General features: G+C 69.0%; 10 protein-coding genes. 8 read left to right on the top strand and 2 right to left on the bottom strand.

From position 1 onward, the window contains the following. Positions 1 to 2 precede the first annotated feature (2 nt). Positions 3 to 1,031, top strand: coding sequence for a DUF354 domain-containing protein (locus P0R32_RS16140; RefSeq protein ID WP_276239483.1), 1,029 nt, complete (start codon positions 3 to 5; stop codon positions 1,029 to 1,031). Next, positions 1,028 to 2,059 (top strand): polysaccharide deacetylase family protein, encoded by a 1,032-nt coding sequence (locus tag P0R32_RS16135; protein WP_276239482.1) that lies wholly within the window; start codon positions 1,028 to 1,030, stop codon positions 2,057 to 2,059. The genes P0R32_RS16140 and P0R32_RS16135 overlap by 4 nt, the downstream gene beginning before the upstream one ends. Positions 2,060 to 2,085: 26 nt before the next feature. Here P0R32_RS16135 and P0R32_RS16130 read toward each other — a convergent pair whose 3' ends face one another. Beyond that, on the bottom strand, positions 2,086 to 2,763 hold the full coding sequence (locus P0R32_RS16130; RefSeq protein ID WP_276239481.1) for a DUF2306 domain-containing protein: 678 nt from the start codon (positions 2,761 to 2,763) through the stop codon (positions 2,086 to 2,088). A 59-nt stretch (positions 2,764 to 2,822) separates the two neighbouring features. Then, positions 2,823 to 3,833, bottom strand: coding sequence for a lysylphosphatidylglycerol synthase domain-containing protein (locus P0R32_RS16125; protein ID WP_276239480.1), 1,011 nt, complete (start codon positions 3,831 to 3,833; stop codon positions 2,823 to 2,825). Between the two features lie 148 nt (positions 3,834 to 3,981). Between P0R32_RS16125 and P0R32_RS16120 the strand changes: the two genes are divergently transcribed. The 6 genes from P0R32_RS16120 to P0R32_RS16095 all read left to right on the top strand — a co-directional run bounded on the left by P0R32_RS16120 (position 3,982) and on the right by P0R32_RS16095 (position 13,570). After that, the gene (locus P0R32_RS16120; RefSeq protein ID WP_276239479.1) at positions 3,982 to 4,989 is read left to right on the top strand and encodes a GNAT family N-acetyltransferase; all 1,008 of its coding nucleotides are present in this window, start codon (positions 3,982 to 3,984) and stop codon (positions 4,987 to 4,989) included. A gap of 2 nt (positions 4,990 to 4,991) precedes the next feature. Further along, a complete protein-coding gene (locus P0R32_RS16115) occupies positions 4,992 to 5,936 on the top strand; it encodes a glycosyltransferase (RefSeq protein ID WP_276239478.1) in 945 nt (314 codons plus the stop codon). A 111-nt stretch (positions 5,937 to 6,047) separates the two neighbouring features. Next, complete coding sequence (locus tag P0R32_RS16110; protein WP_276239477.1) at positions 6,048 to 7,922, top strand: hypothetical protein; 1,875 nt, start codon at positions 6,048 to 6,050, stop codon at positions 7,920 to 7,922. 3 nt (positions 7,923 to 7,925) lie between these two features. After that, positions 7,926 to 9,401: a flippase gene (locus P0R32_RS16105; RefSeq protein ID WP_276239476.1), complete on the top strand. Its 1,476-nt coding sequence runs from the start codon at positions 7,926 to 7,928 to the stop codon at positions 9,399 to 9,401. 60 nt (positions 9,402 to 9,461) lie between these two features. After that, a complete protein-coding gene (locus P0R32_RS16100; protein WP_276239475.1) occupies positions 9,462 to 10,427 on the top strand; it encodes an NAD-dependent epimerase/dehydratase family protein in 966 nt (321 codons plus the stop codon). 92 nt (positions 10,428 to 10,519) lie between these two features. Next, complete coding sequence (locus P0R32_RS16095) at positions 10,520 to 13,570, top strand: PAS domain S-box protein (protein WP_276239474.1); 3,051 nt, start codon at positions 10,520 to 10,522, stop codon at positions 13,568 to 13,570. The last annotated feature ends 34 nt before the right edge of the window (positions 13,571 to 13,604 follow it).

The raw sequence follows: 13,604 nt of genomic DNA, 5'->3' as shown, positions 1-13,604 counted from the left end.
GCATGCGGGTCCTCGTCGACGTGAGTCACCCGGCCCACGTCCACCTGTTCCGCAACGCGATCGGCGAGTTCGAAGAGCGCGGGCACGCGGTCCGCGTCGTCAGCCGGGAGAAGGACGTGACGACGGATCTGCTCGACGCGTACGGCATCGACCACACGCCGCTGTCGACGAAGGCGACCGGTGCGACCGGCGCCGCACGCGAGTGGACGGGCCGCGGCGCGCGTCTCTTGCGGCTGGCGACGTGCTTCGAGCCCGACGTGGTGCTCAGCAGGCTGAACCCGACGGCCGCGTACGTCTCGCGGCTCGTCGGCGCGCCCAACGTCGTGTTTCACGACACCGAGCAGGCCGGTCTGCTCGACCGCGTGACGACGCCGTTCGCCTCGGTCGTCTGTACGCCCGCGGAGTTCGCCCGCGACGTGGGCGACCACCAGCTCCGGTATCAAGGTTACCACGAACTCGCGTACCTCCACCCGGCACGGTTCGACCCGGACCCGACGCGGCTGTCGGACGCCGGCGTCGACCCCGACGAACCGTTCGCCGTGATTCGGCTCGTCGAGTGGAGCGCCCACCACGACAACGGTACTGCGGGCTTCTCGCCCGACGGCGTGCGCGAACTCGTCGACCGACTCGGCGAGCACGGCTCGGTGTACATCACCAGCGAGTCGCGGCTCCCCGAGGACCTCCGCGAGCACGCCTCGCCGGTCGCGCCCGACGCGATGCACGACCTGCTCGCGTTCGCGGACCTGTACGTCGGCGACTCCGGGACGATGGCCACCGAGGCCGCGCTGCTGGCGACGCCGACGGTCCGGTTCGACCCGTACGACTCCAGCATGGGCAACTTCGAGACGCTCGCCGACTACGGCCTCGTCGAGTCGTTGACCGACGAGCGCGCGGTCCTCGACCGCGCCGTCGACCTCGCGGGGGACCCCGACGCCGGTAGCCGCTGGCGTCGCGCTCGCCGCCGCTTGCTGGGCGAGAAGGTGGACGTGACGGCGTTCATGGTCGAGTTGGCCGAGGAGGTGGCCGCGTGACCCGCGACGAGTACGACTTCCTCCCGGGCAACGACGACCTGACGTGGCCCGGCGGGGTCGAACCGCCGGAGGAGCGCCCCGTGCCGGACGGGTACGAGTTCAGCCTCTTGCTCACCCACGACATCGACCGGCCGTACAAGACGTACCAGTCGCTGTACTACGCGCTGACCCAGCCCGAGCGCCGGGCGTACCACCTCTCGACGCTGATGCCGGGGGTGAACCCCTACTGGCAGTTCGAGGACGTGATGGCGCTGGAGGACGATCTGGGCGTCCGCTCGGCGTGTTACATCCTCGACGAACAGCGCCTGTTCCGCGACCGCCCACGCTCGGAGTGGGTCACGATGGAGGGCGTCCAGCTGTTCGCCGGGCGCTACGACCCGACCGACCCCGACATCGTCGAAGCGATCCGCGCGCTCGACGAGGGCGGCTGGGAGATTGGCCTCCACGGTTCATACGAGTCGTTCGACGACCCGGACCGTCTCAGAGCAGAGAAGGAGACGGTCGAACGGGTGCTCGGCCGCGCCGTGACCGGCGGTCGACAGCACTACCTCAACCTCAAGACGCCGGACACGTGGGAACACCAGCGCTCGCTCGGGCTGAAGTACGACTGTAGCCTCGGCATCAGCGGCGAGTACGGCTTCCACCACGGCCACGGCCTCCGCCGCCCCTTCGGCGACGAGTTCGTCGTGTTCCCGCTGACGATCATGGAGCAGTCCCTCCCAGACCCCGGCGCGGACTTCGACGCCGCGTGGCAGGTGTGTGAGGACATCCTCCAGGAAGCCCGCGAGGAGGGCGCCGTGATGTCCGTCCTGTGGCACCTCCGACACCTCGCGCCGGAGGAGTTCCCCGGTCACCGCCGAATCTACCGGAAGCTCATCAGCCGGGCACAGGAGCTCGGTGGCTGGGTCGGCTCCCCTGGCGAGTTCTACGCCCTGCTGGACCTCGACGACCTCGAACGGTGGGAAGTCCAGACTGGCGACCGCGTCGCCGACGCGACCGCCGACGGCGGCACCGACCGGCCCGAGTAGGGCGACTCCGTTCTCCTGATAGGCGGTCAGTCGGCGTCCGCTGGCTGGCCTCCCGACGCGAACTGGCGCTGGTAGCGACGAGTGGCGAGTCTGATCGCGACCGTGCCGACGACCGTCGGCACCAGCCACCGCGCGACCGTCGGGAGGAAGGTTGCGTTGACCACGGCGAACGCGGTGACGGTGGCGATGTACGCCCCGCCCATCCGTTTGACGTGCTCGAAGAACCACGTCCGCGGCGGCGTCTCCGTCGCTCGGAACTGTCGCACGTCGCTGACGAAGAAGACGAATGCGAGGCCGCCGAACACCAGCAACACGACGCCGAAGTCGACGCCGTCGAGCACGAACGTCGCGCCGAGTCCGATCATCCCGACGCCCGCCGCCGCCAACAGCCCCGCGGCGGCCCAGTCGATACGTTCGGGGGCGTCGCGCGGTCGCTTGCGGGACAGGACGCGGTAGCCGGAGAAGGCGAAGTAGAAGCTGAACACCGCGATCAACCCGAGCACGATCCGTCCGACGCTCTGTTCGAGTGCCAGGAGGCCGAGCGCGGTCGCCGAGACGACCGCCATCCCACCGACGTACGTTCGCCCGAGACGGCGATGTCGACGACCTCCCTTCTCGGTGACGAGCGCGCCGGCCCCCGCCGCGAGCGCGAGAAAGCCCGCCGCGATGTGGACGCCGAGGACGGCGTCTTCGAGGATTGCCATAGCACCCGAGTCCGACGGATCAGTATAACTCGACCGATTCGACAACCCGACTCGTCGGTTCACCCGCCGCGGGGGGTCCACCCGCGCAGGAATGCCGTCGCGAGGCCGCCGACACCCAACGCGGTGGCGAGTCCGAACGTCCGCACGACCAGCACCGCCGCCGCGGCGCTCGCCGAGGGCACGCCAGTCACGACGACGAGCGCGCCCGCCAACAACACGTCGTAGGCGCCGAGGCTTCCGGGGACGGGGACGACGCTGGCAGCCTGCGGGAGCGGGATCACCGCCACGAGTGCGATCAGCGCGACCGACGATCCGGTCCCCGCGAGTGCGACCCACAGCGCGCTCGCGGTCAGCAGTTGTTCGAGCACGCCACCGAGGGCGATGAGCGCGACCAGTCGCGGCGCTTCTCGAAAGGCGAGCGCTCGCGTCCAGAACCGCTCTACCGCCGCGACGACGACCTCGTGGCCGTGTGGATCCTCCCGGTACAGTCCCGATATGACTCTGACCACCGGCGAGAGGAGCACGACCACCGCGCGGTCGAGGGGACCGCGCCCCCCGACGAGCACGACGCCGCCGAGCGCCAGTACGCCCACGGCACCGCCGAGCGTGACGAGCACGTACCGTGGCGAGACGCCGTCCAGCAGTAACACCGCGACCAACGCCGTCGACACGAGCAACTGGGCGCCCGACTTCACGTACTTCGCGACGCCGCGGACGCCGAGCGCTTCGCTGTAGCCGGTCCCGGTCTCGACGCCGAAGAAGCGGGCCATGATCGGCTCGGAACTGACCGGCCCGGCAGGGCTCAGCACGTCGAAGAAGTCGCCCGCAAGCGCGAACTGAACGCTCCGCCGTGGGGAGATACCGCCGTTCAGCGGGCGGACGGACGCCCACACGCCGACGCCGTCGACGACCGCCTCGCAGACGACGAGCGCCGCGACGACGGCGACGGCCCACGGCGCCACGGCGGTCGCGCGATCGAGTACCTGGTGGGGACCAGCGTACGCGAGGTACGCCGCCAGCGCGGCGACGCCCAGCGTCGCTCCCGCGGCGAACCGGAGGGATCGTCGCACGCCCGAACGCCACGGCGGGGTGCGAATAACCCCTCCGATCTCCACTCCACCAGTCGCTGACCGACTGATAGCGATCGGCGGTCTCGTGGCCGCCTCCGGTCGGTAACCGCCGTATAACAATCCCCACGTCGGGTCCCCCTCACCATACATGGAGATACGACGGCTCTCGCTGGACGAGTGGTCCGACGCGCTCCCGAGCGACGGCTTCGAGGTGTTCCACACGCCGGAGGCGCTCGACGCGTTGGACTCGCACGCGAACGGCGAACTCAGACTGTACGGCGGCTTCAAGGGGGAACAGGCGGTCGGGCTCGCGCCCATCTTCGTCCGCAAGCAGGCGTTCGGAACCGCGGCGATGTCGCCGCCGCCCGGGTTCGGCGTGCCGCGACTCGGCCCGCTCGTCACCCCCGCCAGCCCCAAACAGCGCAAACAAGAGCGGGTGAACGGCCGGTTCACCGAGGGGTTGTTGAAGGAACTCGACGTGGGCTCGTCGACGACGCTGTTCCGGATGGTGTGCCCGACGAGCTACCCCGACCCCCGGCCGTTCGGCTGGTCCCAGCTGTCCATGAAGCCATCGTTCACCTATCACCTCCCGGTCGGCGAGGACACCGACGCGATCATGTCGTCGTTCTCCAAGAGTCTCCGCCGGGACATCTCCGACGCGCAGGACCTCGACGTCACTGTCGAAGTCGAGGGACGCCAGGCGATCCGTCGGATCTACGAGCAGGCCCGCGAGCGCTACGAGGAGCAGGACGAACCGTTCACGCTGACGTGGCCGTACGTCCGCGATCTGACGGACGCACTGTCGGCGGTCGACCGCTGTCGTCCGTACGTCGTCCGCGACGCCGACGGCGAGTTCCGCAGCGGCATCATCGCGCTGTATTCGAACGACGCGGCCTACTTCTGGCTCGGTGGCGCCATCGCGACGGTCGACGGCACCGCGGTCAACAGCTTGGTCCACTGGTCGATCATCGAGGACATCGCCGCCGGGGAGCCGCTGGAGTCGGTCGACACGTACGACCTGATGGGGGCGAACACGGAGCGCCTCTGCCAGTACAAGAGCAAGTTCGGCGCCAACCTCGTCCACTACTACACGGTCGAGTCTGAAGGCGCGGGGATGAAGGCCGCCAAGACGGCCTACCGGCTAATGAGTCGGTGAGGATGCGCGTCCTCAATCTCGTCCCCAGCGAGCAGTCGCGCTTCTTCGTCCAGCAGCGGGAGACGCTCTCGAAGCTCGGCGTCGACGAGACCACCATCTCAGTTCCCAGCGACCGCACGTACGACGGCGAGGAGACCGACGGTCGCTCACCGATCCACTACGCCCGCTTCCTCCCGTCGGTGCTGCGACACTCGCTGGGCGACTACGACCTCGTTCACGCGAACTACGGACTTACCGCTCCCCACGCACTCGCCCAGATGCGACTGCCGGTCGTCCTCTCGCTGTGGGGAACCGACCTCATGGGCGAGTACGGTTGGCTCACGAAGCGATGTGCGCGCTACGCAGACGCCGTGGTCGTCATGTCCGAGCGGATGGCCGAGGAACTGGACGAACCGTGCTACGTCATCCCCCACGGCGTCGACCTCGACCTGTTCCGCCCGATGCCCATCGAGTGGGCGCGCGACCGACTCGACTGGGAGCACGACCCGAACGTGAAGCACATCCTGTTCCCGTACCCGCCAGCCCGGGGGGTGAAAGACTACCCCCGCGCACAGCGGGTCGCCGAGCGCGTGACCGCGGAACTCGACGGCGAGTTCGACGTCCGACTCCACACGGTCTCCGGCCAGCCTCACGAGTTGATGCCGGTGTTCATGAACGCCGCCGACGTCCTGTTGGTCACCTCCGAGCGCGAGGGGTCGCCCAACGCCGTCAAGGAGGCGCTCGCGTGTGAACTGCCGGTTGTGTCGACCGACGTAGGCGACGTGCCGGAGCGCCTCCGCGGCGTCTCGCTGTCGCGCGTGGCCGACACCGACGACGACCTCGTCGCGGGCGTCGTCGAGGCACTCCGGGCGGGCGAGCGCTCGGACGGTCGGCGGGCTGCCGAGGAGATCGGCATCGCCGAGGCGGGCGAACGACTGTTGGAAGTGTACGAGGAGGTGCTGTCGTGACCGCGCGGGTAGTCTCACGTGAACCGTCGGCGGTCGTCACTGGCGGCCCGTATCGGCTCTATAACAATCCCCGGAGGAATCCGACTGCCGGTAATCGGTGAGCAACGTCATATGAGATCTCTGAACCGCCGTGCCGTCGGAATTGCGCTTCTTTTGGGCTACCTCGGGCTGTTCGTCGCGGTCGTGGTGGCGCACCGCTCGCCGGCGACCGGCTACGAACTGTCACTGTACGCAGCAACGCCGACGGTGACGTGGATCGGTCTCGGGATTGCTGCCACTACCGGCCTGATCGCCGCGCTCGCGACACCCCGGGGAAGCCGGTACGGGAGCGCCGGACTGCTGTCGATCGGCTGTGCAGGCGTCGCGCTGACCGCGATGCCGGTGATCCGCGGCTACGAGTTCTACGGCGCCGGCGATTCGCTGTCCCACCTCGGGTGGGCGCGCGAGATGGCCGCGGGGACGCTCGCCCCCACGGAACTCCTCTACCCCGGCATCCACACCCTGTCGGTCACTGTCTCGGCGGTCGCCGGGGTACCGCTCACGTCCGCGATGCAGTACGTCGTGTTGCTGGTGTTCCCGGCGGTGTTCCTACTGGTGGTGCCGCTGGTGGTCCAACTCGTCACCGACGCTCGACGGGCGTACGCCATCGGCCTCGTCGCCGCCGCGCTGTTCACCCCGGTCAACAACATCAGCGTCCACCCGGGGGCACACCCGACGAGTCAGGCGATCATGTTCCTCCCAGTCGTCGTCTTCTTGGCGCTGACGTACGTGTTCGACTCCTCGCGCGACGCCGTCGCAGCCGCCTCACCCGTGGACGACCCTGCGTCCTCGCCCACGATGACCGACGGCGGCGGTCGAGTCGGCGTCACCGGCTCCGGCGCCCTCCTCGCGGTCGTCTCGATGGCGATGGTGTTGATCCACCCGCAACAGGCACTCAACGTCGTGTTGGTATTCATCGCGATCACGGGTATTCAGTTACTGTACCGCCGGTTCGGCTCTGGCAGTCTGATCGCGGGTCACCGCTGGCTCGGCTTCCAGACGGTCGTCGTGGCCGCGGCGTTCCTGCTGTGGGCGCCGCGGTTCGATCGGGCCACCGGGACGGTGTCGTTCACCATCGCGAGCATCCTCGGCGGGGACACGTCTGCGGGGACCGTCGTCGCCGCGAAGTCGACCTCGTTGACGGCGCTCGGTGGGAGCATCTCGACGGTGTTCCTCAGACTGTTCCTCGTCGGCCTCGTGTTCACGCTGATCGCCGTCGCCGTGCTGTCGGTGGCGCTCTCGGGACGGATGCGCGACGGTTGGACCGACGCTGCCGTCCGGTACCTCGGGATCGCGCTCGTCCCGCTGTCGGGCGTGTTCTTGCTGATGTTCGTCATCAGCGCCGGCGACCAGTACTTCCGCTACCAGGGGTTCATCATGGTGTTCGTTACTGTGTTGGCCGCCGTCGGTCTCGCCCTCGCCGCCGACAAGGTCGACGCCGCCGCCCCCGCTGGCACCGGACGGGTGCTCGTGCTCGTGTTACTGTTGGTGCTCGCGCCGGTCGCGGCGATCGGCTACCACTCCTCGCCGTACATGTACCAGCCGAGCGCGCACGTCACCGAGAGCCAGATGAGCGGCTACTCCGCGTCGTTCGAGCACCGGCAGGCCGACATCGAGTTCACCGGCCTCCGCGGCGGCCCGCAGCGGTACGTCGACTACTACTACGGCACCCAGTACGCACGCTTCGGCTTCGAGTTCCCGGGGTACGAGGACGGCACGTCGAGCCAACGGTTCAACGACGCCGAGTACGACCGGGCGTACGGCGAGACGCGCTACCTCGCGATCACGCAGGCCGGCTACGAGCGCGAGGTCGTGCTGTACGACGGCTTCCGCTACGCCCAGGAGGGCTTCACTCGACTGGAGACGACGACGGACGTGAACCGCGTCCGGTCCAGTGACGGCTTCCAACTGTACTACGTACGGGCGGTCGACCCCGAGGAGGCCTGACGCGTGGCCTCATCGTTGAGACAGCGGGTCGCGAGCGGCGTCAAGGCGACGTTCGCTGCCAACACCTTCGACATGTTGGCGAACGCCGCCCTCATCGTCCTCCTCACGCGGTATCTGCTGACGCCCGCGGAGTACGGAACGCTCAACTTCGTGCTCGCGGCGATGTCGGTCGTCGCCATCTTCGCGACGCTCGGCCTCCCGAAGTCCGCGAGCCGCTACGTCACCGAGTTCTCCGAGTCTGACCCGGGGCTCGTCCGTCACGTCGTCCGTCGCTCGCTGGCGTTCGTCATCGGCCTTGCGCTCGTCGTGGGGGTTGCGATCGTCACCGTCGGCGAGCCGATTGCCCGCATGATCGGCCAGGACACGCTGGTGCCGTTCCTCCTGATCGGCGCCGGCTACGTCATCGGCAACGCCCTCATGCAGTACGCCCGCGAACTGCTGCGGGCCTTCGGCCGCGTCGAGTGGAGCGGTATCGTCCGGGTCGCAATGAGTGTCGGTCGCGTCCTCTTCGTCGTCGGACTCATCGTGGCAGGCTTCGGCGTCGCGGGCGCGCTGTGGGGGTACGTGGCTGGCTACCTGGTCGCCGCGGTCGTCGGCGGGCTCCTGCTCGCCAAGCGCCTCGCCGGCGAGTTCGAGGCGACGAGCGACCCGGACGCGTCGATCTCGCGTCGGATCCTCGAGTACAGCGTCCCACTGACGGCGACGCGCGGGGCGAACGTCCTCGACAAGAAGGTCGACGTGCTGATCGTCGGCGCGCTGCTTGACGTGACCGCCGTCGGCTTCTACACCATCGCCAAACAGATCTCCGACTTCGTCTCGATGCCGGCGTCGTCGTTCGGCTTCACCATCTCGCCGGCGCTCGGCGAGCAGAACTCCAAGGGCGAGACGGCCCGTGCCGCCCGGATGTACGAGCGCTCGCTCATGTACGTCTTGCTGGCGTACGTGCCGGCGGTCACCGGCCTCGCGCTGGTCGCCGACCCGATGATCCGCTACGTCTTCGGCGCAGACTACCTCGGGGCCGTCCCCGTCGTCCAAGTGTACGGCGGCTTCATCCTCGTCAACGCCGTCAACAAGGTGACCAGCGACGGACTGGACTACCTCGGTCGCGCTCGGTCGCGGGCGATCATCAAGACGGCGATGGCAGTTGCGAACGTGATCCTCAACCTCCTGCTCATCCCGATTTTCGGCGTCACGGGCGCGGCAATCGCGACGGTGATCACCTACACGGTGTACACCTCCTCGAACGTCTACTTCATCCACCAGGAGCTGTCGCTGACGTTCACCCGCGTCGTCAGGGCGCTCGGAATCGTCTGTCTCGTCACCGCCGGGATGGCCGCGGCGGTGTGGTTCGCACTCCCGTACGTCTCCGGGCTGGTGACGCTGTTCGGCGTGGTCCTCGTGGGCGTGCTCGTGTGGGGCCTGTTGTCCGTCGCTGGCGGCGTGCTCGACCCTCGAGAGGTCGCTCGCCTGCTCGGGTAAGCAGCCTACAACGTGGTTTGTTGCCCCATAACAATCCTCGCTCCTCGGCTCCCGACGTTCATGGACACACACACGGCGACAGATACGGCGACCATCGACGCCGATGTCACGGGGCGGACGGTGCTTGTTACGGGGGGTGCGGGGTTCGTCGGGAGCCACATCGCCCGCGCGCTCGTCGACGACAACGAGGTGCGCGTGCTCGACGACCTCTCGACGGGCCAGGAGCGAAACGTCCCCGCGGGCGCAGAGCTGTACGAGGGCGACCTGCTTGACGAGGACCTCCTCCGCGAAGCGATGGCCGGTGTCGACCTCGTGTTCCACGAGGCCGGCCTCGTCAGCGTCCCGAAGTCCGTCGAACGCCCCGTCGAGAGCAACCGCGTGAACGTCGCCGGCACGCTGGCGGTGCTCGACGCAGCCCGCGAGGTCGACGCCCGCGTCGTACTCGCCTCCAGCGTCGCCATCTACGGCGACCCCGAGACGGTGCCAATCGACGAGTCGCACCCGACCCGCCCAACCTCGCCGTACGCCACTGACAAACTCGCCATCGACCACTACGCTCGCGTGTACAACGAGTTGTACGGACTGGAGACGGTCGCCCTCCGCTACTTCAACGTCTACGGTCCCGGGCAGTCGGCGGGCGAGTACGCGGGTGTCGTGAGCACGTTCCTCGAACAGGCGCGCTCGGGCCAGCCACTCACGGTTGAGGGCGACGGCACCCAGACGCGCGACTTCGTCCACGTCGCAGACGTCGTGCGAGCGAACCTCGCGGCCGCGACGACTGACCACGTCGGCGAGGCGTTCAACATCGGCACCGGCGACAGCGTCACGATCCGCGAACTCGCTGAACTGATCGCCGACGTCGGCGGCGCCACCGCCGGAATCGTCCACACCGACCCGCGCCCCGGCGACGTCGAACGGAGTCGCGCCGACGCGTCGAAGGCGCGCCGCCTGCTCGGGTTCGAACCCCGTGTCGACCTCCGCGAGGGCCTCTCGGAGTTGGCTCAGCGTCAACCGCTCGCCCGCTGAGCGACTGTCTCCCGGTCGGCACGCCGCGGTATCACTGCCCCGCACGGGGCCGGACACAGATTCAAGTAGCTGTACGACGGGACTGTGGAGGAATGTCGACCACGTCCCCGCAGGACCTCCTCGCGCGTGCGCTGTTCGTCGCGCCGTCGGGGCGACCGCGTGAGGCCCTCCGCCGACTGCTCCCCGACGCGACGCGGCGTCGCCTCTCGGTGTCGCCGGTCGGAAGCGTCGGCGAGGCGGTCGAGACGCTCGCCGCTTCCGGCGACGACATCGACTGCGTGATCTGTCACCACGAACCCCCGCTCGTCGACGGGTCGGCGGCCGTCGGCGCGTTCGCCGACGCCGCGGTCCCGGTGTTCGCCGCGACCACGCTCGATGCCGCCGGCGACGCGCTCGACGCCGGTGCCGTCGACGTCCTCCCGCTCAGCGACGGTGAACTCGTCCACGAGGTGACGGTCAACCGCCTCGACCGCGCGCTCGACACCGACGCCGAGTCCGGCGGCGACCAGACCGACCGCGAGCGCCGCCTCGTCGACGCCCGCGACCACCTCAGACGGACGCTCGAACGGGTGAGCGACGGCTTCTTCGCGATCACTCCGGGGTGGGAAGTGACGTACGCCAACAGCGCCGGTGCGGAGGTGCTCCGCGGGATCATGCACGTCGAGGAAGGGGAGCCGCTGCTCGGCGAGAACCTCCTCGCGCACGCGCCGGAGGCGCTCGAATCGGCGTTCTACGAGCCGTTCGCCGAGGCGATGGAGACGCAGACGCCGGTGACCGTCGAGGACCGCTACGACCCGGTCGACCGCTGGTTCTCCGTCAACGCCTACCCCTCCGAGTCTGGACTGTCCGTCTACTTCACCGACGTCACCGAACGCAAGCGTCGCGAGCAGGAACTCGAACTGAAGACGCGGGCGCTGGAGACCGCTCCCATCGGGATGTCGATCACCGACCCGAACCAGGCGGACAACCCGCTCGTGTACGTCAACGAGCGGTTCGAAGAGGTGACGGGCTACGACGCCGCGGACGCAGTCGGTCAGAACTGTCGGTTCCTGCAGGGCCCCGCCACCGACGAGCGGGCCGTCGCCCAACTCCGCGAGGCGGTCGCGGCCCACGAGTCGACGACGGTCGAACTCCGCAACTACACCGCCGACGGCGACCCGTTCTGGAACGAGGTGATCCTCGCCCCCGTGTTCGACGACGACGGCGACCTGCGCAACTACACGGGGTTCCAGCGCGACGTGACCCGGCGGAAGGAGCGCGAGCGCACCCTCGGCCACCTCGTCGACGTGACGCGGTGGTTCCAGCGGGTCGAGGGCCGCGAGGAACTGCTCGCGTCGACCGTCGACGCGCTCGACGACGTGTTCGGGTACGACCGGGCAATTGTCCGCCTGCACGACGCCGACGAGGGCGTGTTGCGGCCCGCGCAGGCGTCCGAACGGATGGCGCCGGCGATGGCGTCGTACCCAGCGGTGTCGGACTCGACTGGCCCCTCCGGCCGGGCGTTTCGGACCGGCGAACCAGTCATCGTCGACGACCTCGACGCGATCAACGACCGCGACTATGGGCCCGCTCGCTCGGCGATGCTGTTGCCGCTTGGGGACCATGGGACGGTGGCGGTCGGGTCGCCGGACCCAGAATCGTTCGACCGCGAGGACGCTGCCCTCGTCGAACTCCTAGTCCGAACCGCCGCGAGTGCGTTCGACAGGCTCGACCGACAGGCGGAGATGCGACGCCTCCAGCAGGTCGTCGACCACGTCGACGAGAAGGCGTTCCTCCTCGACACCGACGGTCGATTCTCGTTCGCCACCGACCAACTGAACCGCTACGTCGGGGTCGACGACCTCGTCGGCGTCGACCTCGGCGACGTGGTCGCGACAGCCGACGCCGAGCGCGCGGCGGCGGTGGCGGCGGCGGTCTCCGACGACCCGACAGATCCGACCCGGACCGTCGAGACGAGTGTCGACCGGGGCGACGGACGGCGCACGCCCGTCGCGATCGAACTGTCGCCGGTCGCCGACGACGTCGCCGCGGGCGCGGTCGCCGGCGTCCTCTCGGACATCAGCGAACTCGCCGAGACGCGCGAGGACCTCCGTCGCGAACGGGACCGCTTCCGTGAACTGTTCGAGAACCTCCCCGACCCGGTCGTCGAGGTCGACCTCTCGGACGGTGCTCCGCGGATCGTCGACGCCAACCCCTCGTTCACCGACGTGTTCGACACGCCCGCGGCGTCGGTCGCCGGCGAGTCACTCAACGACCGGATCGTCCCCTCGGGCGCACTCGACGACGCGCGCCGTATCGACCGCCGCGTCGTCGGTGGCGACCCGTCGCCCGCCGAGGTCAGACGCACGACCGCGAGCGGCGACATGGACTTCCTGTTCCGTGGGATCCCGTACACACGCGACGGTCGCCAGCACGCGTTCGCGGTGTACACCGACATCACCGAGCAGCGCGAGCGCGAGCGGTTCCTGCAGATCCTCAACCGCGTCCTCCGACACAACCTCCGGAACGACCTCAACGTCGTGATGGGCCTGGGGGAACTGCTCGCCGAGGATCTGGACGACCCCGCGCTGGCGTCGGCGGCGGGCGTCCTCGCCACGAAGGCGCGGAAGGCGACCACGCTCAGCGAGAAGGCCAAGCGTATCGAACAGGTGCTCGGCGCCCGCGGCGGCACGACCGAGCGGGTCGAACTCGGATGGCACCTCCGGCGCGCGCTCGACCAACAGCGCGACCGCTTCCCCGACGCCGAGATCAGCGTCGAGATGCCAGCGACGGTCCCCGTCGAGGTGAACCAGGACGTGGACGTCGGGCGGGCGCTGGTCGAGTTGGCGGAGAACGCGCTCGAACACAACGACTCCGCAGAAGTCGCGCTCCACGTCGAGGTGACTGCGCCGGACGACCCCACCGACCAGACTGTAATCCGGTTCTCCGACAACGGCCCCGGGATCCCCGACACGGAGTGGGCGGTCATCACCGGCGATCAAGAGATCTCACAGCTCACACACGCGAGCGGCCTCGGACTGTGGCTCACGCGCTGGCTCGTCGACGCGCACAACGGGACGCTCTCCAGAGTCGAGACCGAGTCAGACGGCGCGGTGGTCGTCCTCGAACTCCCGACTGCGACGGGCGAGTCCACGGCCCGGTAGCACGGCGGAACCGCCAGACGGCTGTCGACAGAAC

Origin of the sequence: Halobaculum marinum, assembly GCF_029338555.1 — an archaeon.
Classification (GTDB): Archaea; Halobacteriota; Halobacteria; order Halobacteriales; family Haloferacaceae; genus Halobaculum; species Halobaculum marinum.
The sequence above is the reverse complement of the archived record's forward strand: the minus strand, read 5'-3'. Positions and strand labels throughout refer to the sequence as shown.

Excerpts from the sequence above, each read along its gene's own strand:
- P0R32_RS16140 (WP_276239483.1), top strand. The coding sequence starts at position 3 with ATGCGGGTCCTCGTCGACGTGAGTCACCCGGCCCACGTCCACCTGTTC.
- P0R32_RS16130 (WP_276239481.1), bottom strand. The coding sequence starts at position 2,763 with ATGGCAATCCTCGAAGACGCCGTCCTCGGCGTCCACATCGCGGCGGGC.
- P0R32_RS16120 (WP_276239479.1), top strand. The coding sequence starts at position 3,982 with ATGGAGATACGACGGCTCTCGCTGGACGAGTGGTCCGACGCGCTCCCG.
- P0R32_RS16115 (WP_276239478.1), top strand. The coding sequence starts at position 4,992 with ATGCGCGTCCTCAATCTCGTCCCCAGCGAGCAGTCGCGCTTCTTCGTC.
- P0R32_RS16110 (WP_276239477.1), top strand. The coding sequence starts at position 6,048 with ATGAGATCTCTGAACCGCCGTGCCGTCGGAATTGCGCTTCTTTTGGGC.
- P0R32_RS16100 (WP_276239475.1), top strand. The coding sequence starts at position 9,462 with ATGGACACACACACGGCGACAGATACGGCGACCATCGACGCCGATGTC.
- P0R32_RS16095 (WP_276239474.1), top strand. The coding sequence starts at position 10,520 with ATGTCGACCACGTCCCCGCAGGACCTCCTCGCGCGTGCGCTGTTCGTC.